This window comes from Enterobacter cloacae complex sp. P17RS, from assembly GCF_014895885.1.
Classification (GTDB): Bacteria; Pseudomonadota; Gammaproteobacteria; order Enterobacterales; family Enterobacteriaceae; genus Enterobacter; species Enterobacter bugandensis.
Genome location: NZ_JADBQK010000009.1, coordinates 88,674 through 113,070, shown reverse-complemented (window position 1 = coordinate 113,070; position 24,397 = coordinate 88,674). Strand labels below are relative to the sequence as shown.

The 24,397-nt window shown below is 55.8% G+C and carries 22 protein-coding genes; 7 read left to right on the top strand and 15 right to left on the bottom strand.

From position 1 onward, the window contains the following. Window positions 1-204 precede the first annotated feature (204 nt). From recC to rppH, 9 genes are all read right to left on the bottom strand, one after another. Window positions 205-3,579 (bottom strand): exodeoxyribonuclease V subunit gamma, encoded by a 3,375-nt coding sequence (gene recC, locus IM265_RS09210; protein WP_193031064.1) that lies wholly within the window; start codon window positions 3,577-3,579, stop codon window positions 205-207. Between the two features lie 12 nt (window positions 3,580-3,591). Further along, window positions 3,592-3,915 carry a prepilin-type N-terminal cleavage/methylation domain-containing protein gene (locus IM265_RS09205; protein ID WP_048960720.1) on the bottom strand — a complete coding sequence of 108 codons (324 nt, stop codon included), beginning with the start codon at window positions 3,913-3,915 and terminating at the stop codon, window positions 3,592-3,594. After that, entirely contained in the window at window positions 3,900-4,301 is a 402-nt protein-coding gene (locus IM265_RS09200; protein ID WP_063155108.1) for a DUF2509 family protein, read from the bottom strand. Before IM265_RS09200 ends, IM265_RS09205 begins: the two co-directional genes overlap by 16 nt. Next, window positions 4,298-4,858 carry a prepilin peptidase-dependent protein gene (locus tag IM265_RS09195; RefSeq protein WP_048960722.1) on the bottom strand — a complete coding sequence of 187 codons (561 nt, stop codon included), beginning with the start codon at window positions 4,856-4,858 and terminating at the stop codon, window positions 4,298-4,300. The genes IM265_RS09200 and IM265_RS09195 overlap by 4 nt, the downstream gene beginning before the upstream one ends. Beyond that, window positions 4,849-5,313: a prepilin peptidase-dependent protein gene (locus IM265_RS09190; RefSeq protein ID WP_048960723.1), complete on the bottom strand. Its 465-nt coding sequence runs from the start codon at window positions 5,311-5,313 to the stop codon at window positions 4,849-4,851. The genes IM265_RS09195 and IM265_RS09190 overlap by 10 nt, the downstream gene beginning before the upstream one ends. A gap of 184 nt (window positions 5,314-5,497) precedes the next feature. Beyond that, window positions 5,498-6,292: a thymidylate synthase gene (thyA, locus tag IM265_RS09185; RefSeq protein WP_047367463.1), complete on the bottom strand. Its 795-nt coding sequence runs from the start codon at window positions 6,290-6,292 to the stop codon at window positions 5,498-5,500. Window positions 6,293-6,298: 6 nt separating this feature from the next. Continuing rightward, complete coding sequence (gene lgt / locus IM265_RS09180) at window positions 6,299-7,174, bottom strand: prolipoprotein diacylglyceryl transferase (protein WP_028014284.1); 876 nt, start codon at window positions 7,172-7,174, stop codon at window positions 6,299-6,301. Between the two features lie 192 nt (window positions 7,175-7,366). Further along, complete coding sequence (gene ptsP, locus IM265_RS09175) at window positions 7,367-9,613, bottom strand: phosphoenolpyruvate--protein phosphotransferase (RefSeq protein ID WP_028014285.1); 2,247 nt, start codon at window positions 9,611-9,613, stop codon at window positions 7,367-7,369. Window positions 9,614-9,625: 12 nt separating this feature from the next. Further along, window positions 9,626-10,156 carry an RNA pyrophosphohydrolase gene (gene rppH / locus IM265_RS09170; protein WP_013098553.1) on the bottom strand — a complete coding sequence of 177 codons (531 nt, stop codon included), beginning with the start codon at window positions 10,154-10,156 and terminating at the stop codon, window positions 9,626-9,628. Between the two features lie 683 nt (window positions 10,157-10,839). On the opposite strand from rppH, the gene mutH reads away from it, so the two are divergent. The 3 genes from mutH to IM265_RS09155 all read left to right on the top strand — a co-directional run bounded on the left by mutH (window position 10,840) and on the right by IM265_RS09155 (window position 13,051). Continuing rightward, the gene (mutH, locus tag IM265_RS09165) at window positions 10,840-11,532 is read left to right on the top strand and encodes a DNA mismatch repair endonuclease MutH (RefSeq protein ID WP_193031062.1); all 693 of its coding nucleotides are present in this window, start codon (window positions 10,840-10,842) and stop codon (window positions 11,530-11,532) included. Between the two features lie 128 nt (window positions 11,533-11,660). After that, window positions 11,661-11,879: a YgdI/YgdR family lipoprotein gene (locus IM265_RS09160; protein WP_014885085.1), complete on the top strand. Its 219-nt coding sequence runs from the start codon at window positions 11,661-11,663 to the stop codon at window positions 11,877-11,879. Between the two features lie 131 nt (window positions 11,880-12,010). Then, the gene (locus IM265_RS09155) at window positions 12,011-13,051 is read left to right on the top strand and encodes an NADP(H)-dependent aldo-keto reductase (protein WP_193031060.1); all 1,041 of its coding nucleotides are present in this window, start codon (window positions 12,011-12,013) and stop codon (window positions 13,049-13,051) included. 45 nt (window positions 13,052-13,096) lie between these two features. On the opposite strand, the gene lplT is transcribed toward IM265_RS09155, so the two are convergent. Both lplT and aas read right to left on the bottom strand, forming a co-directional pair. After that, window positions 13,097-14,290 carry a lysophospholipid transporter LplT gene (gene lplT, locus IM265_RS09150; protein WP_059358098.1) on the bottom strand — a complete coding sequence of 398 codons (1,194 nt, stop codon included), beginning with the start codon at window positions 14,288-14,290 and terminating at the stop codon, window positions 13,097-13,099. Further along, a complete protein-coding gene (gene aas / locus IM265_RS09145; RefSeq protein WP_063155111.1) occupies window positions 14,283-16,442 on the bottom strand; it encodes a bifunctional acyl-ACP--phospholipid O-acyltransferase/long-chain-fatty-acid--ACP ligase in 2,160 nt (719 codons plus the stop codon). Before aas ends, lplT begins: the two co-directional genes overlap by 8 nt. Window positions 16,443-17,066: 624 nt before the next feature. Here aas and galR point away from each other — a divergent pair. Continuing rightward, a complete protein-coding gene (gene galR, locus IM265_RS09140; RefSeq protein WP_069732749.1) occupies window positions 17,067-18,083 on the top strand; it encodes an HTH-type transcriptional regulator GalR in 1,017 nt (338 codons plus the stop codon). Here galR and IM265_RS09135 read toward each other — a convergent pair. Beyond that, window positions 18,044-18,529 carry a GNAT family N-acetyltransferase gene (locus tag IM265_RS09135; protein ID WP_041908378.1) on the bottom strand — a complete coding sequence of 162 codons (486 nt, stop codon included), beginning with the start codon at window positions 18,527-18,529 and terminating at the stop codon, window positions 18,044-18,046. The genes galR and IM265_RS09135 overlap by 40 nt on opposite strands. Window positions 18,530-18,749: 220 nt before the next feature. Here IM265_RS09135 and IM265_RS09130 point away from each other — a divergent pair, with 220 nt between their 5' ends. Next, window positions 18,750-19,787, top strand: a complete 1,038-nt coding sequence (locus IM265_RS09130; RefSeq protein ID WP_028014292.1) for a LacI family DNA-binding transcriptional regulator — start codon at window positions 18,750-18,752, stop codon at window positions 19,785-19,787. On the opposite strand, the gene lysA is transcribed toward IM265_RS09130, so the two are convergent. Further along, window positions 19,757-21,019: a diaminopimelate decarboxylase gene (lysA, locus tag IM265_RS09125; protein WP_045629967.1), complete on the bottom strand. Its 1,263-nt coding sequence runs from the start codon at window positions 21,017-21,019 to the stop codon at window positions 19,757-19,759. The genes IM265_RS09130 and lysA overlap by 31 nt on opposite strands. Before the next feature lie 122 nt (window positions 21,020-21,141). On the opposite strand from lysA, the gene IM265_RS09120 reads away from it, so the two are divergent. Further along, entirely contained in the window at window positions 21,142-22,068 is a 927-nt protein-coding gene (locus IM265_RS09120; protein ID WP_063155114.1) for a LysR family transcriptional regulator, read from the top strand. Here the strand turns inward: IM265_RS09120 and IM265_RS09115 are convergent. Next, entirely contained in the window at window positions 22,063-22,755 is a 693-nt protein-coding gene (locus tag IM265_RS09115) for an aspartate/glutamate racemase (protein WP_063437492.1), read from the bottom strand. The two genes, IM265_RS09120 and IM265_RS09115, sit on opposite strands and share 6 nt — an antisense overlap. Window positions 22,756-22,888: 133 nt before the next feature. Between IM265_RS09115 and IM265_RS09110 the strand changes: the two genes are divergently transcribed. Further along, window positions 22,889-23,212 carry a cupin domain-containing protein gene (locus IM265_RS09110; protein WP_028014296.1) on the top strand — a complete coding sequence of 108 codons (324 nt, stop codon included), beginning with the start codon at window positions 22,889-22,891 and terminating at the stop codon, window positions 23,210-23,212. Between the two features lie 37 nt (window positions 23,213-23,249). On the opposite strand, the gene wzz(fepE) is transcribed toward IM265_RS09110, so the two are convergent. Then, window positions 23,250-24,374, bottom strand: a complete 1,125-nt coding sequence (wzz(fepE), locus tag IM265_RS09105) for an LPS O-antigen length regulator Wzz(fepE) (protein WP_136343738.1) — start codon at window positions 24,372-24,374, stop codon at window positions 23,250-23,252. Between the last annotated feature and the right edge of the window lie 23 nt (window positions 24,375-24,397).

Genomic DNA, 24,397 nt, shown 5'->3' with positions numbered 1-24,397 from the left:
TGCGTTCACCCCAGTCACTTACTCATGTAAGCTCCCGGAGATTCACGCCCTTGCCGCCTTCCTGCAACTCGAATTATTTAGGGCAAACATCATTAACAAACTGCGTGCTGGACACGCCAACATCTCTTTATTTAGGTACATCAGTCCGTGATAAGAAGTGCATCATAAATGAACACCCCATGCTGCGCAATTTTTATACAGCGCTCAGGACTGATTAAACTTAAACAACGGTAACAGGTAGCGCTGTGCCTCTTCCGTAATAGCCTCGAAGTATTCTGGCTCAAGCGTTCGCCATAGACGTTGATACCAGACATCCTCACCTTCACCGCGTACCATCATGTTTCCTTCATAGGCCTGCATAAATTTACTGCGCGCTTTCTGCAGCGAAGCCTCATCCGTTAACATCGCATCATTCTGCGCGTCATAACAGGCTTTTATCCACGCACCGCCACTTTCGGGCAGTAACAGGAGGGGTTTGTTCATTCCCTGAAGATAGCCCTCAATATACAAGGACAGATAGCGTAACGCCTGTTCTGCTTCCATGGGTGGGAAGCGCCATTCGCCCTCTTTGCGCACGAAGATCCGGCTTTCACCTTTATTCCCACCCGCACTGTAGACAAGATGTTCCAGCCAGAGTTGCAATCCTTGTGAAACGCTGAGCAGAGAAGGCCGCCAGCGCAGTAGCCCATCCGGCTGAACCTGGGTTAGCCAGCCCGTGAGCTGTATGCCCTTGCAGCTGAGATCGATTTCGATGCTGTGTCCGGGCTGGCGGTGCTCCCTGACGCGCTCCGCCAGAGCGGTCATCTCCTGGCACTGCGCCTCCCAGACGATTTCCCCAAACGCACCGTAAGGTAGTTGCCCTGCGGCACGGTAGCGGCGGTAAAGTTTGTCTGCATCTTCCTCTTCAACCAGCGCATTAAGCAGCTGGAGGTTTAGCTGATAGCGCTCCAGCCCTTCCAGAGTAAAGGGTTCTGCATCAGGAATTTCGCTCTCTTCAGAGCGGAAGTTGACCTGTAATCGCTGCTGGAAGAAGGCGCGCACCGGATGCGCCCAAAACCGCTGAAGCTGTTCGAAAGTCAGAGTGTTAATGGGCAGCGGATCAAGCGGCTGAATAAAATCCGTATGGGCTCTCCCCTCTTTTTTCGCTGCTGGCAGCCATTCGCGGGCATAGCTCTGCTGTTCGCTGACAATATAGTTTACCGGGTCAAACGGCATGCGGCTGTGGATACAGGTAATGTGCGCCTTCACCCGCTGCTCGCTTTCGTCGCAGTTAAGCGCCTCATCCCCAGCCAGATAGTGGCTCTGGCCGATATAGTCCACCAGTTCCTGCACCAGAACGGAGGGGAAGCGCTCGCTGTTGTCCTGAATGGAACGACCGATATAGCTGATATAGAGCTTACTTTGAGCGGAGATGAGCGCTTCAAGGAAGAGATAGCGGTCATCATCACGACGGCTACGGTCACCCCGCTTTGGATCTGCGTTCATCAAATCGAACCCCAGCGGTGCCAGGGCCCGAGGATAAATACCGTCGTTCATGCCGAGCAGGCAGACCACCTTAAAGGGAATTGAGCGCATTGGCATCAGGGTACAGATATTGATGGGCCCTGCCAGGAAACGCTGGCTGATTCGCTCCTGGTCAAGGCGCTGCGTCAACTCATCTCTCAGCAGCGACAAAGGAATCGCTTCGCGATAGTGGGAATTCACGCCCTCGTCAACGATAGCCTGCCACTGCGTTTCAATGAGCGCCATCGCCGCTTCGGTGTCGTTGTCTGGCAGGAAGAAATCATTAAGTAACGCCCTGCACACCGGGAGCCACTCTTCAAGCTGACGCGGCTGCATTAGTTCACGTCGCCAGCGGTTAAGCTGCATCAGCAGAGAAGCTAAATGCCCTACCAGGTCAGCAATCAAACCGCTGGACTCATCGTAAGGCAGCACTTCGTTCCACTCGCCCTGGCTGCTCTCCATGGCGTAGCCCAGCAGCATACGCGTCAGGCCAAACCGCCAGGTATGCTGGCCGGTTGGGGGAAGCTCGAACTCCTGGACGTTATCGTCATCGATGCCCCAGCGAACGCCTGATTCGTTTACCCACTGGCGAAGATAGCGCAGCCCTTCTTCATTGATGTTGAAGCGGGCTGCCAGCACGGGAACATCCAGTAACGCCAGAACATCTTCGGAGATAAACCGGCTATCCGGCAGTGAAAGCAGGGTGATAAATGCCTGCAATGCCGGGTGCGACTGACGGGCACGACGGTCAGAGATGGCGTAAGGCAGGTATCGCTCACCCGTCGCACTGCCGAAGACGGCCTGAATAAAGGGACTGTAGCTGTCGATGTCCGCCACCATCACCACGATATCGCGCGGCGTCAGTTCAGGGTCGTCCTGCAGCATCGCCAGCAGCCGATCGTGAAGCACTTCGACCTCACGCTGCGGGCTATGACAAACATGGATCGTGATACTGCGATCCTCAGCGTCCAGCTTCCGCTTGCTGTCGCTGCGCTCAAACTCTTTCGCCGTCACGCCCATGACGGCGCGGTTCTCCAGATCCAGAATATCTAACTGAATATTGTGCAGCAGACTATCCGGGGCGATCTCGACAAAGGCGTCAACGTCACCTTCGCCTGATGACGTAATATCGGAGAGCATGTGAATGTAATCACGCCCCAGTTTCCCCCATGAGGCAAGCAGTGGATTGGGCAGGTTCTGGATGCCGTCTTCATCAAAAAGCTGCCCGGCAGTCGAGCCGTCTTTAAACAGCGGGACGGATCGTTCTTCAAAAAGGCGCTTTCGCTGGCGAGTCACCAGCCGCGCAAGCCAACGTTCGTCGAGGATATCCCCCCAATACTGTCGGCAAGGGTTGGTGAACAAAATATGAATATCGATATGTTTACCCAGCGCATTCAACGCTTTCAGATAAACAGGCGGTAATGCGGATATCCCACAGATAAAAACGCGTGACGGCAGTCGGGCTGGACGCGCCGACGCATTCTCGAGTATGGAGATAAACCGATCGTACAGGTTGGCACGGTGCCACTTAGGCTGCCCAAGTTTCTCCGTATGCTCGACCAGCGCTTTCCAAAGCGGTGCCTGCCATATTTGCGCCTCCGGTAACCCTTCAACCAGTTCGCCCGCTTCCCAGCGAATTAACCAGTCAGAACGGTAAACAAGGTATTGGTCGTAGAGATCGGCGGTGCGCGACGCCAGCTGGAACAGCTTGCGCTTATCGGTATCGTCATTAAGATAGTGGCGCAGCATGGCGAATTCATCGTGCTGGAGCATCTCCGGCAGCAGCGCCATCAGCTTCCAGCTCATGCCCTGCTTGTTGAAGGCGCTCTGCTCGGGGATGTCCGGTAACACGCGAACAAACATCTCCCAGATAAAGCTCGCGGGCAGCGGGAAATCAATATTCGCGGCAATGCCAAACTTACGGGAAAGCGACATTTGCAGCCACTGTGCCATACCGGTGCTCTGCACCAGCACCATTTCAGGCTCAAAAGGATCGTCGAGCCGCTCGCGCTCAACGATAAATTCCATCAGTGCTTCCAGCACATCCAGACGATTTGAGTGGTAGACCCTTAACATAGACGCTCCCGACTACTGGCTAACCGGGCAATGCAGACGCGTTATTTCACCGCGTCGCCCCAGAGGAGAAATAAGTGTAACCGTGATGCTGACACATCCTGCGTGCGTTGTCTGCACCCGACTGGCCTGCCAGCCTGCGGGCAGAACATTTGTTGAGAGCTGAGCCTGATTCCAGGCGTGGTGCCAGAGCTGACGATACTGGTTAAACAGCGTAAACCGCGCCGCCAGCGCCCGATGATAGCCGGCCAGTGCCGTGACGATGATGACCAGAAGCATCATCGCCAGCAGAACCTCAACCATGCTAAATCCTTTTTCTTTGCTTACGGCAGCTGGCATAGCGAACGTTCCTTTAGCGGGCAAAAATCACTCCAGCCGTGAGGCGAAAAGCGAATATTATCGTCAATAATCTCTCCTGAACGCCAGAGCAGCAGGTCGTTGACTCCGGCAATCAGTAAAACAGTGGTCTCACTCAGCCGCCGCAAACACACTTGCCAGGCGGGTGCCTTTTTGCACTGGACTTCAGGATCGGGTGACCAGCTCTGAACGCGTCCCCACTCAAGCGCTGACTGTACAGAAGCCTGCTGCTGCAGCGAACGGCTCTCTCCGCCAACGAGCGCGCTGAACGTTGTCAGCTGCTGGTTAAGGCCAGTGAGGATCAGCGTACCAAGCACCAGTAAAAGTAGAACCAGCGCCAGCGAAGACATACCGCGTTGACGGTTCACAGGTTGTACCCCGTGACCGTATACAAAGCCTGATAAGGCTCTCCTTGATCGCCGTTGCGCAGGGCGGACAGTTCGATATTCAGCTCCGGCGCAAACCCGGTGTGTGTTACTTTCCTCACCACAAAATGCGCGATGGCGAGCCTGTCCGGGTCCGTGAGCTTTTCCCATCCCTGACCTTCACACGAGGTTGCCCCACGAAGCGTTTCCAGCGCGCCCGATTCCAGACGAAAACCGGTGCTGTCGTTTTCTGATGCACTGCGATCCCAGCGACCGTTACTGTTGGCATCCCACCGAACAATGACGCAGCTGCCCTGCCTTGCGATCGCCAGCCCTTGCCCCTCGCAGTTCCCCGCACAGTAACCCGCACGCTGAAGCTGTTTGCCGAGAGCAAACAGGCGCTGCCAGACCTCTTCTTCCAGCTCTCTCTGGCCGGATTGCAGTAATACCGCCTGATGCAATCCGGGTAGAAAGCGCGATGCGCCAATCAACAACAGGCTACTGATGGCTGTAGCAATCAGAACTTCTGTCAGCGAGAAACCGCGTTGTCTCATCGACATGAACCTCCTTGTGAAACCTTACACATTCTGATGCGCCCTCCGTCTGAGACCAGGATAAGCCATTCTCCGGCACGGCTTTGCACGCGTATCCGCCCTGCCCATGCCGTATCCCTTAACCCATAGAAGCCTAATGACGGTGTGACCTCGCTCACCGCGACCTCTGGCCAGAGTGGAATCAGAACAAAGGGGCTGCCTTTCTCACAGCCTTGCACGGGAGAGCTCACCAGACACTCTGTCTCCCCCAACCGCTGAAGGCTAATTTGATGGTCGCGGTTGTAACGGTTGGCATGGTTGCGCAGAAACACCAGATAGTCGCGCACCTGGCCGGTGGTTTGCCACAGCCGCTGCTGCCGCTGCCAGCTGTCCCAGCCGTACAGACCTGAGGCGCTGAGTATGACAACCAGCGAGACTGCCACCAGCGTTTCGATAAGCGTAAAGCCGTTCTCTTTTTTCATGCGGGAAGTGTGGCGATTCGCCGTGGGCGTGGCGAGCGGTGAATAATGGTTTTCCGAGGCGTTATCCGAAGTATCAGGAGAGTTGCAGCGCGTTGCACGTTTTCTGGATAACGCCTCGGAAAACGGAATAAAGACGAAAAAAAACCGGCGCTAAACAGCACCGGTTATGTCACGCTTTACCGCATCAGATAGCGACAGGCGCTTTGATGCCAGGGTACGGGTCGTACCCCTCAATCTCAAAATCATCAAAGCGGTAATCGAAGATCGATTCCGGTTTGCGTTTGATAATCAGCTTCGGCAGCGCGCGCGGTTCACGAGTGAGCTGAAGATGCGTCTGTTCCATATGATTGCTGTAAAGATGGGTGTCCCCACCTGTCCAGACGAAATCACCCACTTCCAGGTCGCACTGCTGCGCCATCATGTGGACTAACAGCGCATAGCTGGCAATGTTAAACGGCAGGCCGAGGAACACGTCACAGGAGCGCTGGTAGAGCTGGCAGGAGAGCTTGCCGTCTGCGACATAGAACTGGAAGAACGCGTGGCACGGAGCAAGCGCCATTTTATCCAGCTCGCCCACGTTCCAGGCGGAAACGATAATTCGGCGCGAGTCCGGATCGTTTTTCAGCTGGTTCATCACGGTGGTGATCTGGTCAATATGGCGGCCATCAGGCGTTGGCCATGCGCGCCACTGCTTGCCGTAAACCGGGCCCAGGTTGCCGTTTTCATCTGCCCATTCGTCCCAGATGGAGACGTTATTTTCGTGCAGATACGCAACGTTGGTGTCGCCTTGCAGGAACCAGAGCAGTTCATGAATGATCGAGCGCAGGTGGCAGCGCTTCGTCGTCACCAGAGGGAAGCCTTCTTGCAGATTGAAGCGCATCTGGTGGCCAAAAATGGAGAGCGTACCGGTACCGGTACGGTCGTTTTTCGGCGTGCCCTCATCGAGCACTTTTTTCATCAATTCAAGATACTGTTTCATGGTTCCTCAGGAAAGTTGTTGCTGTGGACGACGACGATACGCCCAAATCATCATAATGGCACCCGCGACAATCATCGGAATGGAGAGGATCTGCCCCATGCTGATGTACTGTACCCATTCGCCGGTAAACTGCGCATCCGGCTGGCGGAAGAATTCAACGATGATGCGGAACGCGCCATAGCCAATCAGGAACAGTCCGGAAACAGCTCCCATCGGGCGCGGCTTGCGAATAAACAGGTTGAGGATGATAAACAGCACCACGCCTTCCAGCGCCAGTTCATACAGCTGGGACATATGACGCGGCAGCACGCCGTAGGTATCGAAAATGGACTGCCACTCCGGGTGCGACGGCAGCAGCGCGATATCCTCCGCGCGGGAGCCCGGGAAGAGCATCGTGTACGGTACGCTTGGGTCAACGCGGCCCCACAGTTCACCGTTAATAAAGTTGCCCAGACGACCCGCCCCCAGACCAAACGGGATCAGCGGTGCGATAAAATCTGACACCTGGAAGAAGTTGCGTTTGGTGCGTTTGGCAAAAATCACCATCACCAGGATCACCCCAATCAGGCCGCCGTGGAAGGACATGCCGCCGTCCCAGACGCGGAACAGGTAGAGGGGATCGTTCAGGAACACCGGGAAGTTATAGAACAGTACATACCCAATACGGCCACCGAGGAACACGCCGAGGAAGCCCGCGTACAGCAGGTTTTCAACTTCGTTTTTGGTCCAGCCGCTGCCAGGACGGCTGGCGCGACGGCCCGCGAGCCACATGGCAAAAATAAAGCCCACCAGGTACATCAGACCGTACCAGTGAAGCGAAACAGGTCCTACTGAGAAAATGACCGGATCAAACTCCGGAAAATGCAGATAACCACTGTTCATCTGTCACCACAAGATGTTGTTATTCCGCTGAAAGTGGACAGCGGTAGACATGCGATTCTGCCTTAAGCAGAGGCTCCAAAGTTGCGAATCATAGCATAAGGCGGGCGCGGAGGATGCGCCAGAGATGTAAAAGATGTGTATAGGTTTTTGTGCGCGCTGGCGCCCTCTCCACAAGGAGAGGACGAAAGACGATTAGCGACCACCGCGGATCAGGCCGCCCATACCGCGCCGCTCCATAAATGCCGCCACCTGGTGACGAACCTCTGCGGCCAGCTGCGCCTCAAGGCTGCGCTCAGCCAGCTCGCGGGCATCATTGATGTCGATATGCCGCAACAAATACTTCACGCGCGCTACTGCGCGGCCGTTCATTGACAGATGGCGATACCCCAGACCAATCAGGATCGCGACGCACATCGAGTCTCCGGCCATTTCACCGCACAGGCGGAGATCAATACCGTACTGTTCAGCCTCACGGGCAATCATCGCCAGCGCGCGAATGATCGCCGGGTGCAGGCTATCGTAGATACTGGCGACGCGGGTGTTGTTCCGGTCGACGGCCAGAATATATTGCGTCAGGTCGTTGGTACCGACAGAGATAAAATCAACGCGATTTGCCAGCTGCGGCAGCATAAAGACCATAGATGGCACTTCGAGCATGACGCCGATCCGTGGTTTCGGGATCGCATAGCCAATCATCTCTTCCACTTCACGACCAGCACGTTCGATCAGGCGCCGCGCTTCGTCGATTTCATCTATGCTGGTGACCATCGGCAGCAGGATACTGAGATTGCCCGTCGCGGCGTTGGCGCGCAGCATTGCGCGCACCTGGATCAGGAAGATCTCCGGCTGATCGAGCGTAATGCGGATCCCGCGCCAGCCCAGACACGGGTTCTCTTCGCTGATGGGCATATACGGCAGCTGTTTATCCGCCCCGACATCCAGGGTTCGCAGGGTGACAGGCTTGTCGTTGAACATCTGCAACATCCCCTGATACTGCGCCACCTGCTCCTCTTCGGAGGGGAAACCGCTCTGCAGCATGAAGGGGATTTCAGTGCGGTATAAACCGATCCCGTCGATGCGGCTGCCAAGCTTCTCTTCGTGCTCGGGGCTTAAGCCGGCGTTGAGCATGACTTTGATCCGCTCTCCGCTTTTCAGCTGTGCGGGCAGGTTAACGTCATCTTCCGCCAGCTTGCTTAATTCATTCTCTTCGCTGATGAGACGCTGATATTCCTGGAGCAGAACCGGCTCAGGATCGACCAGCAGTTCACCGCGGTAACCATCAACCACCAGCGTGCGACGGTGCAGCACCGAGGGCTGAATATCCGCCCCCATAACGGTAGGGATACCGAGCGCGCGCACCATAATGGCGGCATGAGAGTTCGCTGCACCATCACGTACGACAACCCCGGCGAGTCTGTCCTGCGGCAGCTCGGCCAGTGTTGTTGCCGAAAGTTCATCGGCCACCAGCACAAACCGTTTCGGCCAGGCATTCGGCCCCTGAATGGTATCATCGAGGTGGAACAGCAGGCGCTGTCCCAGCGCGCGGAGATCTCCCGCCCGCTCTTTCAGATAACCGTCGGTCAGGGCAGCGAACTGCTCGGCAAATTTTTCGATGACCTTTTTAACCGCCCACTCCGCGACTGCGCCTTTATCAACCTCAGCAAAAAGCTCACGGCGCAGACGCGCGTCGGAAAGCAGGTGCGAGTAGAGGTCGAAGATGGCCGCCGTCTCTTTTTGCGCACCAGCGGCAAAGCGCTTGCTGTAGCGACGGAACTCATTGGCCGCCTCTTCCAGCGCGGCGGTAAGACGCTCGCGCTCCAGCGCTTCATCAAGCGTAGAGGCTTCGTAGACCTGCTCCATCAATGGCAGCGTGGCGTCCATCCAGCCTTCCGCAATCGCCACCCCTGGCGATGCAGGAAGGGCGCGAATGCGCGTATGGCGGTACTGACCAAAGAGCGCAGCAAGCTGAGACTGAGAGAGGATCGCCGCCATCTGTGTCGCCAGCGTGACGAGGAAGGACTCTTCGCTTTCATCATACTGACGCAGCTCGCGCTGCTGGACGACCAGCACACCGAGTAGCTGACGACGCTGAATAATCGGCACACCCAGAAACGCGCGGAAGCGTTCTTCTTTTACGGAAGGGATGTATTTAAAGCTGGGATGTTTTTGCGCGTCGGCAAGGTTGATAGGTTCAGCCAGCCGCCCAACCAGACCGACGATACCTTCATCAAATGCGAGCGTTACGGTGCGCCCCCGCGGCTTTTTCAAACCGCGAGTCGCCATCAGGTAATAGCAGCGCCGATCGTGGTCGGCCAGATACACCGAACAGACCTCGGTCTCCATCGCAAGACAGATGTCAGTGACCAAAATATTCAGCGCCTCGTTGAGGCGCGGAGCGCTGGCCACCTTCTCGACTATTTCTCGCAAGCGGGTGAGCATGATTTGCGTAGCTTAACCTCTTTTACGTCGCCAGGCAGGTGCGCTCTGCGGCTTAGGCGGGATCTCCTGAAGCTGCATCACCACACTTGCAAACTCTTTCATCACCCTACGGTAAACATCGCGCTTAAATGACACGACCTGACGAACAGGATACCAATAGCTCACCCAGCGCCAGCCATCGAACTCCGGCGTACTGCTGGTTTGCATATTGATGTCCGAATCGTTGCCCACCAACTGCAGAAGAAACCACTTCTGTTTCTGGCCGATACAAACCGGCTTTGTGTCCCAACGCACCAAACGTTTCGGTAACTTGTAACGCAACCAGTTGCGGGTCGAGGCAAGGATGCGAACATCTTTTCGGCTTAAACCGACCTCTTCAAAAAGCTCCCGGTACATCGCTTGTTCTGGGGACTCTCCCGGATTGATCCCGCCTTGCGGGAACTGCCAGGAGTGCTGACCATATCGACGGGCCCACATGACCTGGCCCTGACGATTACAAATTACTATTCCTACGTTCGGGCGGTAGCCATCGTCATCAATCACCGGACTACCCCAAACTAAACCTTATATATGAATGATTGTTTCACACTACAGTGAGGCGGTAAACCACTCTCTTACAGGCCTGCAACCTAATAACATTTGAATAACTCACAAATAAGCGCAGAGTTATAAACAGATGTGCGGTCTCAAGGGCAATTTTATTCACCTTTTCTGTGGATATAGTTGTGAAGAAGTGTCTGATTACCGATGAACAACCTGAAATGGCCTCTGCCCTCCCATTTCTCACCTTCAACATAAATCCATATTTTTCATTATCTTATATTCATATCGACAAACAAAATGCAGAATAGCGTGACGATCGTCACAGCAGGGATCGTCGTGCTGATGAAAGATCGAACAGCGTCGGTTTTATCCACAGATTGTGCCAATAAGTTAGGCACAATTTGTCTGAAATTTGGATTTTCGTCGCACGTCAAGGCTGTAAATTGAAACAGTAGTCAGGGTTATGCCCAGTTATCCCATTTTTCTGTGGATAACATGGTGTAAGATCCTGTTTATTGTCAGTGACCAGATTTGAACAACCCGTTTTGCGTCCCTGATGAAACCGTGAAAACTTCATAAAAAAACCTATAAATCATGCACATGGAATATTGGTACAGAAAAAGTTAAACTCTATCCACAGGGGACTGTTTCTTCGTTTATTTTTTAATCAAAAGGTTATCGTCATGCATCCGCTTTCACCCTTGCTCTCACCGCCTTCGAGCGAAAGCCAGTTGCTACAGCAGGCTCAGCGCCTTGCAGGCTTCTCGCTGGGCGAACTTGCGGCGATGGCAGGGCTACAGATCCCGAAGGATCTGAAACGAGATAAGGGCTGGATCGGCATGCTTCTGGAGCTGTGGCTGGGGGCAAGCGCCGGGAGCAAGCCAGAGCAAGATTTCGCGGCCCTTGGCGTAGAGTTAAAAACTATTCCTATCGACCGCCAGGGTCGGCCCCTGGAGACTACCTTTGTCTGCGTTGCGCCCTTAACCGGCAATACCGGCGTAACGTGGGAAACCAGCCACGTGCGCCATAAGCTGAATCGCGTGCTTTGGGTTCCGGTTGAAGGCGAACGGCAGATCCCGTTAGCTGAACGCCGCGTTGGCGCGCCGCTGCTCTGGAGCCCGGATGAAGAAGAGGAGCATCAGTTGCGCCTGGACTGGGAAGAACTGATGGACATGATTGTGCTCGGTCAGGTCGAGCGAATTACCGCCCGGCACGGAGAAGTGTTACAGCTGCGCCCGAAAGCGGCAAACAGCAAAGCGCTTACCGAGGCGATCGGCGCTTTGGGCGAACCCATACTGACGCTGCCGCGCGGTTTTTATCTTAAAAAAAATTTCACCGGCGCGCTGCTTGCTCGTCATTTCTTACTTAAAACATAGTTTTTTACTTATTTTGCGAGCTCACAAACATAATCGCCTGGTTTTTAAGATTTTACCGCTTCACCCTGTAGCTATAACGGGTTAATACTACACTATGATTTGATACGAGCCAGATGAGGACGATAACGATGAAAAAATGGGCGGTGTTAATTTCAGCAGTCGGGTTGGCGTTTGCCGTTTCGGGCTGCAGCAGTGATTACGTCATGGCGACGAAAGACGGCCGGATGATCCTGACTGACGGTAAACCTGAAGTCGACGATGATACCGGTCTGGTCAGCTACCATGACCAGGCAGGCAATAAAATGCAGATCAATCGCGACGAAGTCTCGCAAATTATTGAGCGATAACAGTCGGAGGTCAGTAGCCTACTGGCCTTTTTGATTTTTTTCTTCCCCTTTTGCTTCCCCTCTGCCATGTTTATATTCCTTTGTCGGGAGGTTCCTGACGCGGTCTACATGTCTATTGAAGGAAGCCGGCTATGCATTATCACCGTATCCCCCACAGCGCTCTGGAGATAAGTCAACTGGGGTTGGGCACGATGACATTTGGTGAACAAAACAGCGAAGCCGATGCCCATGCACAACTCGATTATGCCGTCAGCCAGGGGATTAACCTGATTGATGTCGCAGAGATGTACCCTGTGCCTCCACGCCCTGAAACGCAGGGACTTACCGAAACCTACGTCGGTAACTGGCTGGCAAAACGCGGTAACCGAGAAAAGCTGGTTATCGCCTCGAAAGTGAGTGGCCCCGCGCGAAACAACGATGCCGGGATCCGCCCAAACCAAATCCTCGATCGCAAAAATATCCGCGCCGCGCTGGACGCGAGCCTGAAGCGCCTGCAAACCGACTATCTCGACCTTTACCAGGTCCACTGGCCGCAGCGTCCAACCAACTGTTTTGGCAAGCTCGGCTACAGCTGGAATGAGAGCGCCCCCGCCGTTACGCTGCTGGAAACGCTGGAGGCGCTGACCGAATGCCAGCGAGCGGGAAAAATCCGCTACATTGGCGTGTCCAACGAAACGGCCTTTGGCGTAATGCGCTATCTGCACCTGGCGGATAAACACGATCTGCCGCGCATCGTCACCATCCAGAACCCGTACAGCCTGCTTAACCGCAGCTACGAGGTGGGGCTGGCTGAAGTGACGCAATATGAGGAAGTGGAACTGCTCGCCTATTCATGCCTCGGTTTCGGCACCCTGACGGGGAAATACCTGAACGGTGCGAAACCGGCCGGGGCGCGTAATACCCTCTTTAGCCGCTTTACCCGCTACAGCGGCGAGCAGACGCAGAAAGCCGTTACAGCCTATGTGGATATCGCGAAGCGCCACGGCCTGGATCCGGCGCAGATGGCGCTGGCCTTCGTGCGCCGTCAGCCGTTTGTTGCCAGTACCCTGCTTGGCGCGACGACTATGGAACAGCTGAAAACTAACATTGAGAGTTTCCATCTGAACCTGAGTGAAGAGGTGTTAGCCGAGATTGAAGCGGTGCATCAGGTTTATACCTATCCTGCGCCGTAGCTGATGCTTTTGCCGGGTAAGGCGAAGCCGCCACCCGGCTACTTATTAACGGCGACGCTGCCAGACCCACAATCCCGCAATCGCCGCCGCGAACAGCCCACCAAATCCGACGCCAATCGCCACCACCGGGACACCCACTTTTACCGCCAGCGAGTAGAGCCCCAGCATTAACAACATGGCCAGGTTTTCACCGAGATTTTGAACCGCAATGGCATTCCCCGCCCCGACGGTCTGCTTGCCACGCTCCTGGAGTAACGCATTCAGCGGTACCACGAAGAAGCCCCCCAGAATACCAATCAGGATCAACAGAGCATAAGCGGGCAATAACGCATGTTGCAGCGAGAAAATAAGCACCACGAGGCCAATCAGGATCCCCGCTGGCATGCAGCGTGCAACCGTTTCAAGCGTCACCAGCTTCGCCGCCGCGCCCGCCCCAGCCACAATCCCGATCGCCACCATCGCATTCAGATAGGTCGGCGTCGCGTTGTCGGTGATCCCCAGCGCCACCGGTACCCACAGAACCAGCAGGAAGCGCAGCGTGACGCCCGCCCCCCAGAACATACTGGTTCCCATCAGGGAGAAACGCGTTTCCCCGTTACGCCACAGCACGCGGCACGCGTTAAAGAAACTGCCGGTCATCGGTTTAAAGCGCCAGGACTGGCCCGGGCGAGCCACCGGCAGCTTCGGAATAAACAGGTTAGCCACGACCGCCCCACCATACACCACTGCACACACGCCCAGGGCAGCCAGAACATGCCAGTCGGCCAGCACGCCGCCCGCGACGGAGCCGAGGAGGATAGCGGCAATCGTTGACGACTCCATGAGGCCGTTGGCTTTCACCAGTTTATCGCCCGTGGTCAGTTCTCCGAGAATGCCATACTTCGCCGGGGAGTAGGCGGCAGCACCGATGCCCACCAGCGTATAGCCAACAAACGGATTAAAACCAAAACATATACTGGCAGCGCCCAGCAGCTTGAGACCGTTGGCAAACATCATCACCCGGCCTTTGGGGAAGCTGTCCGCCACCTGCCCCACAAACGGGGCAAAGATAATGTAAGCGCCCACAAACACCATCTGCAGGATCGGCTGACTCCAGTCAGGGTAAAACTCGGCTTTCAGCAGCGCCAGCGTGGCAAACAGTAGCGCGTTATCACCGAATGCAGAGAGAAACTGCGCGGCGATGACGGCCATCATGCCTTTCGACCTGAGGGAGGTGTTAGTGTGTACTGACTCACGCATTTTGCTGTTCCGCCTCTTCAACCATACCTTTCAGGGTCACGAAATCGGGCTTGCCGCTACCCAGCACCGGAAGCTGCTTCAGGTGGCGGATATCGCGCGGCACGGCCAGTTCAGGAATACCGTGCTCACGCGCATAGCTCAGTAACCTGTCGCGCTTAAGCTCAGCATCAGTGGTAAACAGCACCAGCGCCTCGCCTTTGCTGGCATCGCTCTTCACGACCGTGGCGTGCATCTTCTCGGCGGACACGGCCGTCGCCAGCTGTTCAACCATTTCCAGAGAGACCATCTCACCGGCGATTTTGGCGAAGCGTTTTGCGCGCCCCTGAATCTGTACAAAGCCTTGCTCATCGAAACGAACGATGTCACCGGTGTCGTACCAGCCGGTTTCAATCTCGCCGTTGACGTTTTCCGCCGTTGGCGCTTCCAGCACGCCTGGGTTTTCCACGCGCAGGTAACCGTTCATCACGTTCGGCCCTTTCAGCTGCAGGCGGCCACCGTCCTCAATGCCCGGCACCGCCAGCAAGCGCGCATCCATCCCCGGCAGAATTCGCCCCACCGTACCCGGTTTCGCCGCCATCGGCACGTTGATCGAGACAACGGGCGCACACTCGGTAACGCCATAACCTTCAAGAATGCGCAGGCCAAACTTGTCCTGCCAGATCTGACGCGTGCTCTCCTGCAGCTTTTCCGCACCGGCCACCACGTACCGAACGCGGAAGAAATCATACGGATTGGCGAAACGGGCATAGTTACCCAGGAAGGTTGAGGTGCCGAACAGAACGGTGCAGTTACGGTCATACACCAGCTCCGGCACGATGCGGTAGTGCAGCGGGCTGGGATAGAGGAACACCTCGGCACCGGTCAGCAGCGGCGTGAACAGCCCCACCGTCAGGCCAAAGGAGTGGAACAGCGGCAGCGCCGACATAAAACGGTCATTCGCGGTAAAGTCGGCAATGCTTTTGATCTGCTCAACGTTCGCCAGAATACTCTTGTGGCTGTGGACGACGCCTTTCGGGTTACCCTCCGAACCCGACGTGAAAAGGATAATCGCGTCATCTTCCGGCTGCTGTTTGACCTGAGCCAGATGCGGCACCAGCAGATGCGCAAAAATCCACAGCTTGTCGCCGGTGGTCACGTCCGCTTTTAGATCTTCCAGGAAGACCCAGCGTACCTGGGTCAGCTGTTCCGGCAGATGCCACAGCTTGCCTTTGTCCAGAAACTGTCGGGAGGTAAAGATGGTATTGATTTGGGCGGCGGTAATGGCGCTGGTCAGCCCTTTCACGCCCGCCGTGTAGTTCATCATCGCCGGTATACGGCCACGGGAAACCGCACCAAAAATCACCGCCGCGCTGATGCCCGCGTTTGGCAGCATCAGGCCGATCTTTTCGCCCTTTTTGCTGTACTTCTCAAGAATGCGGCCCACGAACAGCGTCTTGGTCAGCAGTTTACGATAGGTATCCGGGGTAAAGTTGATGTCTTCAATGCAGTTTTTCTTCGCGCCGTAGCGGTACTGCGCCGAAAGCAGGGATTCATACAGCGTTTCGCGCGGACGAACGGCCATGCGCGCTTCCATCATAATCTGGTGCAGCATTTCCCCGGCGATTTTACGGCGATCGCGGGCACGCGGCGCTTCCGGCATCGGTAACGACGTTGGCGGCAGGATATGCAGCGTGATTTTGGGGAACAGACGCTGCTTCACCAGCCCCTTAAGGCGGCTGAAATGGGTCAACTCTGCGCCTTCAATGCGCAGCGGCACTACGGTCGCGTTTGATTTCGCCGCGACAAACCCCGCGCCGTCGTAGATTTTCATCAGCGAACCGGTCACTGAAATGCGCCCTTCCGGGAAAATGACCACCGGACGCCCCTGCTCCACCAGACGTACCAGGTGTTTAATCATCATCGGCTTTGTCGGGTCAAGCGGTACGAAATCGATCAGTGGGGTGAGCCAGCGCATATACCACTGCTGGCTGATGGAGGTATAGACCGCAAACACCGGACGCACGGGCAGAAACAGCGCAAGCAGGATGCCGTCTATAAAGGAAACATGATTGGGTGTGATGAGAACGCGCTCGCCACGAAGCGCCTGGGCGTCGCCAGTGACGCGGATGCGAAAAAGAATACGGAACAGTGTACGGAAAAACCCAAATAGCATCTCAACTCCCTTTGCCAGACAGTGTGGTGGGTTGACAGTAAATGGTGGCAGATTACACGAGAAGTGATACGGGAGCGACAGCAAAAATGGAGGCGAAAAAAAACCTGCGCATCCGCGCAGGTTGGTGCAAGAGATGAGTACGAAACCGTACTAAGAATTCTCACCAATCAATACCTCTGGGATCTTGATTGTGGCTGTTGACCCTGCGCTTCGCCAGCAGGAAAACGCAAGGGAATGAGCCGAAATGCAACCAGGTGTGAATATTCTCTTTTGCTGTTACAGGTTGAACGATCAGGCAAAAAAAAACCTGCGTAAGAACGCAGGCTGGTGTAAGTCGTGTTAATCAACCGGAGTTGATTCCACCTATCAATACCTCTGGGATCTCGACTCTACCAACCTCTTTAACGTCATCGCCACCGGACAATCGCAACAGCCTGAGGCAAAGTGTAACTAAAGGTTCAGAATGACATTCTTCTGACATGACCAGGCGTGTAACGATTACACTACCAGGGTTGGTCTACGTCACGTTTGTGGCGCGCGGAAACCGGCTTCCCTTGAATGGACGTCACTTTTCCGCAACACTATTCAGTGTGTAAACGCTTACCCCAAATAAGAAGGTTATAAATGGCGACAATAAAGGATGTGGCTCGTCTGGCAGGTGTGTCGGTAGCTACCGTCTCCCGCGTGATTAATGATTCACCCAAAGCCAGTGACGCATCACGCCAGGCGGTACAAAGCGCCATGGAAACCCTGAACTACCATCCGAATGCCAACGCCCGGGCGCTCGCCCAGCAGTCAACAGAGACTATTGGGCTGGTGGTGGGAGACGTTTCCGACCCCTTTTTCGGTGCCATGGTAAAAGCGGTTGAACAGGTCTCTTATCAGACGGGTAATTTTTTGCTGATCGGCAATGGCTATCATAATGAACAAAAAGAACGCCAGGCCATCGAGCAGCTGATCCGCCACCGCTGCGCTGCGCTGGTGGTACACGCCAAAATGATCCCGGATGCCGAGCTAATTCACCTGATGAAGCAAATGCCCGGCATGGTGATTATCAACCGTATTATCCCCGGCTTTGAAAAACGCTGTGTAGCCCTCGACGACCGCTACGGCGCCTGGCTTGCGACCCGTCATCTGATTCAACAGGGTCATACCCGGATTGGCTATCTCTGCTCCAATCACCCCATTTCTGATGCGGAAGACCGCCTGCAGGGCTACTACGACGCCCTGCGCGAAAACGGTCTGCCGTGCAATGACCGTCTGGTGGCCTACGGTGAACCGGATGAGAGCGGCGGCGAACAGGCCATGACGGAGCTGCTGGGTCGCGGACGGACTTTCACCGCGGTCGCCAGCTATAACGATTCGATGGCTGCCGGGGCAATGGGCGTCATGAATGACAACGGGATCGAGGTGCCGGCTGAAATCTCGCTGATTGGCTTCGACGATGTTTTGGTCTCCCGGTACGTGCGCCCGCGCCTGACCACCGTACGCTACCCCATCATCACGATGGCCACCCAGGCCGCAGAGCTGGCGCTGGCGCTGGCCGAACAACGCCAGCCGCCGGAGATTACCCATCTCTTCAGTCCAACGTTAGTGCGCCGTCACTCCGTTGCTGCGCCCGCTGACGCGCAGAGCGAATAGCGATACAGGTGTACCGTTTTATCCGGATACTCCAGCCCATCGCCAATATACTGCCAGCCGTAACGTTCATAGAAGTCGCGGCAGGCAGACCAGAGATGAAGTTCCTCGTACCCGGCCCGTGCGGCGAAGCGAATAACATGCTGCTGTAACTTTCCTGCCAGCCCCTTGCCGCGCGCCGCGTCGTCAACGTAGAGCGCCGCCAGCCACGGACAGAGATCCTGACGGGTAATCAAATCACAGCGCCAGAGTCCCACCGTCCCGAGAAGCCGTTCATCCTCTACGGCGATAAAGGTCAGCGGCAGGGCACCCGGCGTCTGGCTGTGCTCCACGATGCTATGGAAAAAATCCCGCGCAAGCCCCTCGCCAAAGGCCTGCCAGAGCCAGTCGGTGACCTGCTCCGCATAGCGCGGTGCCTCGTAAAGCGGGAGAATGACGGTCTTTTTCACGTTTCACCTGCGTTTTTAATGATTATGCTGGCCTGACGCCTCCAGCCCGGTTTGGCGATTATTTTACCAGACTCAGACTATTTAGTTTTACTTCCGGCAGGCCAGGCGAATCGTGACCAAAAAGCGTGATCGTGGCAGAAGTTTTGCGCTTCCCGCATCGCTTATACGCTGTCAGGTCTGTGTTAAACTGCAAACCATTACGTGGAAGCAGGAATGTAGAATGGCAACAATGCTGGATGTCTCACTGCGCGCGGGCGTGTCGAAGGCTACCGTCTCGCGCGTGCTGAACGGCACAGGTCAGGTTAAAGAGAGCACGCGTCAGCAGGTCTTTGCTGCGATGGAAGAGCTGGGCTACCGCCCAAACTTTCTCGCGCGTTCGCTGGCTAACCAGACCAGCAACAGCATTGGTCTGGTCGTCTCTACCTTCGACGGCTTTTACTTTGGTCGTCTTTTGCAGCAGGCGTCGCGGCAGACCGAAACCCACGGGAAACAGCTGATCGTCACCGACGGTCACGACGCGCCAGAGCAGGAAGAGCAGGCGGTGCAAATGCTGGCCGACCGCCAGTGCGATGCCATCGTGCTTTACACGCGCTATATGAGCGAAAAAGCGATCATCAAGCTTATTAATACCGTGCAAACGCCGCTGGTGGTCATCAACCGTGAAGTCAGCCAGGCACCGGAGCGCTGCGTGTTCTTCGAACAACAGGATGCCGCGTTTAAGGCGGTGGATTACCTGATCAATCAGGGCCACCGGGAGATCGCCTGCATTACCGTTCCGATCCACACCCCCACGGGTAAAGCACGGTTGATGGGCTACCGTAAGGCGCTTGAAAAGCACGGCATTCGTCTGGACGAGCGTCGAATAAAGTACGGTGATGCGGGAATGACGCGGGGCTATGAGCTGTGTAAGGAGCTGATTGCTGAAGGGGTGTCGTTCAGCGCGCTATTTGCCTGTAACGATGATATGGCGCTGGGCGCGTCCAAAGCGCTGCATCAGGCAGGGCTTAAGATCCCGCAGGATATCTCCCTGTTCGGCTTTGACGATGCCCCAAGCGCGAAGTGGCTGGAGCCTGCGCTGTCGTCGGTTTATCTGCCAATAGATAACATGATCGTCACGGCTATCGATCAGGCGATCCGGCTGGCGAAGAACCAGCCGGTCGATGCGATCCCGCCGTTTACCGGCACGCTGGTATTACGCGATTCGGTCACAACGGGGCCGTACTTTAATCAAACGAGTTCCAGCGCCAGCAGTTCCTGAATGGTCTGGCGACGACGGATCAGCCGCGCCTTGCCGTTATCAAACAGCACTTCCGGAAGCAGCGGACGGCTGTTGTAGTTCGAGGACATAGACGCCCCGTACGCCCCGGTGTCGTGCAGCACCAGGTAATCGCCCGGCTTCACCTCGGGCAGCGCGCGGGTTTCTACTTTGCCACCTTCCTGCTGGGTAAACACATCACCGGATTCACACAGCGGGCCTGCGACCACCGTCTCGCGGCGCGGCGCGTGCGTTAAATCGCGGCCATCGGCAGCCAGGGCGGTAATGTGATGGTAGCTGCCGTACATGGAAGGACGCATCAGGTCGTTAAAGCCCGCATCAATCAGCACGAAGTGGCGGGAGCCCATCTCTTTGACGCTGCGTACCTGCGCCACCAGCACGCCGGCTTCGGCTACCAGGAAACGACCCGGCTCAATTTCCAGCTTCACGGCATGGCCCAGATGCGCGGCAATTTGATCGCGCGCGGCGCTCCACAGGCCGTAATAGTGATCGGTGTCGATCGCCTCTTCCCCTTCACGATAAGGAATGGAAAGACCGCCACCGGCGGAGATCGCCTCCAGATCCTGACCGAAGTCGACAACCTGGCGCACCATCGCCCCGCACACCTGCTCCAGGTGCCCGTAATCGACGCCGGAGCCAATGTGCATATGAATGCCTACCAGCTTCAGGCTGTAGCGCTGCAGTACCTCAAGCGCGGCAGGCATATCGGCATACCAGATCCCGTGCTTGCTGTTTTCGCCCCCGGTGTTGGTTTTTTGGCTATGGCCATGTCCAAAGCCCGGGTTGACGCGCAGCCAGACGCGATGGCCGGGTGAAACCTGCCCAAGCTGCTCCAGCATATCCACAGAACCGGCGTTCACCGGCACCTGCAGTTCATGCACGCGCGCAAGCGTGGCGTCGTCGATCACATCCGCGGTAAAGACGATCGCGTCAGGATCGGTTTTCGGATCAAAGCCTGCCGCCAGCGCACGCTCGATTTCACCCAGCGATACGGAGTCAACCTTCACGCCCTGCTCGCGCATCAGGCGCAGAATATGAATATTGGAGCAGGCCTTCTGGGCAAAACGCACCACGTCAAACTGATGCAGGGCGGCGATCTTCTCGCGAACGATCTGCGCGTCGTAGACCCATACCGGGCAGCCAAACTCGGCGGGCAGGCGCAGCAGGTTTTCAGCGTTCAAATCGGTATCCGTCTGGTTGAGCGGGCGTGGCATGGTCTTCTCCGGTTCAATTCATTTTTTATGATTACGCCACAGCGGAAGCAGAATAAAAAATATCGTTTTATCGCGAGTCTATGCAAAAATGATATGGACAGTTCCTTGCTTTCAGGTGCCCTATGCCCGCCGTCAATTTACGCCACATCGAGATTTTTCACGCCGTGATGACCGCCGGCAATCTCACCGAAGCCGCGCAGATGCTGCATACCTCGCAGCCGACGGTCAGCCGCGAGCTGGCGCGCTTCGAGAAAGTGCTGGGGCTGAAGCTGTTCGAACGCGCCCGGGGCAGGCTTCACCCGACGGTGCAGGGGTTGCGCCTGTTTGAGGAAGTGCAGCGCTCATGGTACGGGCTGGACAGAATCGTCAGCGCGGCGGAAAGCCTGCGCGAGTTTCGTCAGGGCGAGCTGTCGATTGTCTGCCTGCCCGTCTTCTCTCAGTCCTTCTTACCGACGCTGCTCCAGCCTTTTCTGGCCCGCTATCCTGAGGTCAATCTCACCATCGTGCCGCAGGAGTCGCCTCTGCTTGAAGAGTGGCTGTCGGCACAGCGGCACGATCTCGGGTTAACCGAAACCCTCTCGACACCCGCAGGAACGGCGCGCACGGAACTGCTCGCGCTGGATGAAGTGTGCGTTCTGCCCGCCGGGCATCGGCTTGCCCACAAAGCAGTGCTGACGCCCACAGATTTTCATGGTGAAAACTACATTAGCCTGTCGCAAACGGACAGCTACCGGCAGCTGCTGGATACGCTTTTTTCTGAGCATCAGGTGAAGCGGCGGATGGTCGTTGAAACCCACAGCGCGGCGTCAATATGCGCGATGGTGCGCGCGGGCGTTGGCGTTGCGGTCGTCAATCCGCTTACGGCGCTGGACTATGCAGGAAGCGGGATCGTCATCCGCCGTTTTAGCGTTTCCGTCCCGTTCACCGTAAGCCTTATCCGCCCGCTGCACCGTCCGGCTTCCGCGCTGGTGGACGCATTCACCGAACACTTAGTTGAGCATGCGCGTCAGGTGGCGCTTCGCTTACCTGACCTGCAAAACCCGTTATGACAGCATAAATTCCACGGCATCTGCCGCGTGAATGGCCGCGGTATCAAACACCGGGATGGGGCTTCGTTCGGCCGGCACCAGCAAACCGATCTCCGTGCAGCCGAAAATCACCCCTTCAGCCCCCTGCTGCGCCAGTTTATCTATTACGCTGACGTAATATGCGCGGGAGGTTTCGCTGAAGGTTCCGAGGCAGAGCTCGTCGAAGATAATCTGATTGATGCGCGCCCGGTTCCCCTCATCCGGGATCAGGCTTTCAATCCCAAACTCGCTGTGCAAGCGCCCGCGATAGAAATCCTGCTCCATGGTGTAACGTGTGCCCAGCAAGGCCACGCGCGACATTCCCGAAGCGCGAATGGCGCGTCCGGTGGCGTCCGCGATGTGCAGGAACGGCAGCGAACAGCGCGCTTCAATGTGCGAGGCCACTTTGTGCATCGTGTTGGTACACAGCAGAATGCCCTGTGCCCCCGCACGCTCCAGCCCCAGCGCGGCATCAGCCAGGATTTCTCCGGCTTTATCCCATTCGCCGCTCGACTGGCAGGCTTCGATTTCATGAAAATCAACGCTGTGCAGCAGCAGGCTCGCGGAGTGCAGGCCGCCCAGACGCTGCTTTACGCCTTCGTTAATCAGGCGGTAATAAGGGATTGTCGATTCCCAGCTCATCCCACCTATCAGGCCAATCGTTTTCATCATCGCTCCTTATCTGTTTAAGCCAGTGAAGCAAACTTGTGATCCTGTTTCCAGTTCTTTATTACGTCGTTTTCTTTTTAAGCTGGCCAATGTAAATTAAATAAAACACTGTTTTATTATGAAGGGCAAAGCCATGTTTATGTTCCACAAAGAGACCGCGTCTGAAGATCTGGGGAATGGCGTTACGCGTCGCGTGCTGGCCCACGGCGGCAGGATGATGGCGGTTGAAGTACAGTTTGAGCAGGGCGCGATTGGCCCACTGCATAACCACCCGCACGAACAGTTAACCTATGTTCTCTCTGGTGAATTTGAGTTTACCATTGGTGAAGAGAAGCATGTCGTAACGGCGGGAGATACCCTCTACAAACAACCACATGTGATGCACGGCTGCGTCTGCCTCAGGGCCGGCACGCTGCTGGACACCTTTACGCCTGTTCGCGAGGATTTCCTGAAATAAAAAAGGCGCTGTTGCAGCGCCTTCATGTGTGCAGAATTTATTCCGTTACCGGCTCTGGCAATGGGTTTCGGCTGAGCATGGCCTCACGGAGTAATACGCTGCCGCAGGCAAACAGAGCGCCAAGGATCGCCGCCAGAATGACAATCATGCCTTTGCCCGGGCCGTCTTTTTTCACCGGCATCGATGGCGAAAGCTGATACCTGAATGGCTCAAGCTTAACGTCTGCGAAGGAGAGTTTTTTCAGCTGCGCCAGGTAATATTCCCGGTTCTGGAAGTCCGCGTTCAGCTCCGTCACATCCTTAAGATTTTTTTCAATCCTTAGCTTTTCCGCGATACCGTCAGCCCCGAGCGCAACGGAGTAATCCGGATCGTCTTTTATCCCCTGTCCGTTGCTATAAACGGGCTTCTTAATGCCCGCCGCATTCGCCACTTCCAGCGAATAGTTCAGCCGCTGCAGGTTGGTGTTATGCACATTGGTCAGACGAACGCGGTCGAGCGTCAGCTGCTGCTCTACCTCGTTCGTTTTGAGGGCGATCTGGTTGCGGATATTCTGCACCGTCTCTTTCTCAACAATTGCCGAGATATAGTTGATATACCCCTCCAGAACGGATTGGGCATCGGCAGCGGTCGGCGCGGTGAAGCTCAATGTCCAGGAGACGAAAGGCGCTTTATCCGCATCTTTTCCCTGAACATCATTCACCGCTTTCATTTTGTCTGCAATATTGACAACCGCACGGTGCAGTTCAAGCGGGTCCACTTGCGCATTCTTGAGCTGTGCCATCACGTAAGGGGAAGAGGTCATATACTCTTCAAGCAATGACTGCGACTGGAATTTTTTAATAAACAGGTCAAAGACTTCCTGACGGGTAACCGGCACCTTCACATCAAGAACCTGCAGCGCAACCATCATCTGGCGCAGCGGGTTCCACTGTGTCTGTTCCGCCGGAGTGATCACCGCTTTACTGGTCCATTTTTGCGGCAGTAGAAGCGCAATTGCCAGACCTGCCAGCGCGAAAACAAAGATAATGGTGGCAATACGTTTTTTCGCGGTAATCAGAATATCTAACAGGCCCAGAAGATCGATCTCTTTTGAACTGACTGCTGGAGGGGCATATGAGGGAAAATCGAGGTCCGTGTTTTTTTTGAAATCCATTGCTGACATAGCCGTTCTTCTGTTTCAGGTGC

Coding starts and splice junctions, on each gene's coding strand:
- recC (WP_193031064.1), bottom strand. CDS start 3,579: ATGTTAAGGGTCTACCACTCAAATCGTCTGGATGTGCTGGAAGCACTG.
- ptsP (WP_028014285.1), bottom strand. CDS start 9,613: ATGCTCACCCGCTTGCGAGAAATAGTCGAGAAGGTGGCCAGCGCTCCG.
- IM265_RS09190 (WP_048960723.1), bottom strand. CDS start 5,313: ATGAAAAAAGAGAACGGCTTTACGCTTATCGAAACGCTGGTGGCAGTC.
- aas (WP_063155111.1), bottom strand. CDS start 16,442: ATGCTATTTGGGTTTTTCCGTACACTGTTCCGTATTCTTTTTCGCATC.
- IM265_RS09130 (WP_028014292.1), top strand. CDS start 18,750: ATGGCAACAATGCTGGATGTCTCACTGCGCGCGGGCGTGTCGAAGGCT.
- IM265_RS09195 (WP_048960722.1), bottom strand. CDS start 4,858: ATGTCGATGAGACAACGCGGTTTCTCGCTGACAGAAGTTCTGATTGCT.
- IM265_RS09115 (WP_063437492.1), bottom strand. CDS start 22,755: ATGAAAACGATTGGCCTGATAGGTGGGATGAGCTGGGAATCGACAATC.
- IM265_RS09160 (WP_014885085.1), top strand. CDS start 11,661: ATGAAAAAATGGGCGGTGTTAATTTCAGCAGTCGGGTTGGCGTTTGCC.
- galR (WP_069732749.1), top strand. CDS start 17,067: ATGGCGACAATAAAGGATGTGGCTCGTCTGGCAGGTGTGTCGGTAGCT.
- IM265_RS09120 (WP_063155114.1), top strand. CDS start 21,142: ATGCCCGCCGTCAATTTACGCCACATCGAGATTTTTCACGCCGTGATG.
- mutH (WP_193031062.1), top strand. CDS start 10,840: ATGCATCCGCTTTCACCCTTGCTCTCACCGCCTTCGAGCGAAAGCCAG.
- lplT (WP_059358098.1), bottom strand. CDS start 14,290: ATGCGTGAGTCAGTACACACTAACACCTCCCTCAGGTCGAAAGGCATG.
- IM265_RS09155 (WP_193031060.1), top strand. CDS start 12,011: ATGCATTATCACCGTATCCCCCACAGCGCTCTGGAGATAAGTCAACTG.
- lgt (WP_028014284.1), bottom strand. CDS start 7,174: ATGAACAGTGGTTATCTGCATTTTCCGGAGTTTGATCCGGTCATTTTC.
- IM265_RS09110 (WP_028014296.1), top strand. CDS start 22,889: ATGTTTATGTTCCACAAAGAGACCGCGTCTGAAGATCTGGGGAATGGC.
- IM265_RS09205 (WP_048960720.1), bottom strand. CDS start 3,915: ATGCCAGCTGCCGTAAGCAAAGAAAAAGGATTTAGCATGGTTGAGGTT.
- thyA (WP_047367463.1), bottom strand. CDS start 6,292: ATGAAACAGTATCTTGAATTGATGAAAAAAGTGCTCGATGAGGGCACG.
- lysA (WP_045629967.1), bottom strand. CDS start 21,019: ATGCCACGCCCGCTCAACCAGACGGATACCGATTTGAACGCTGAAAAC.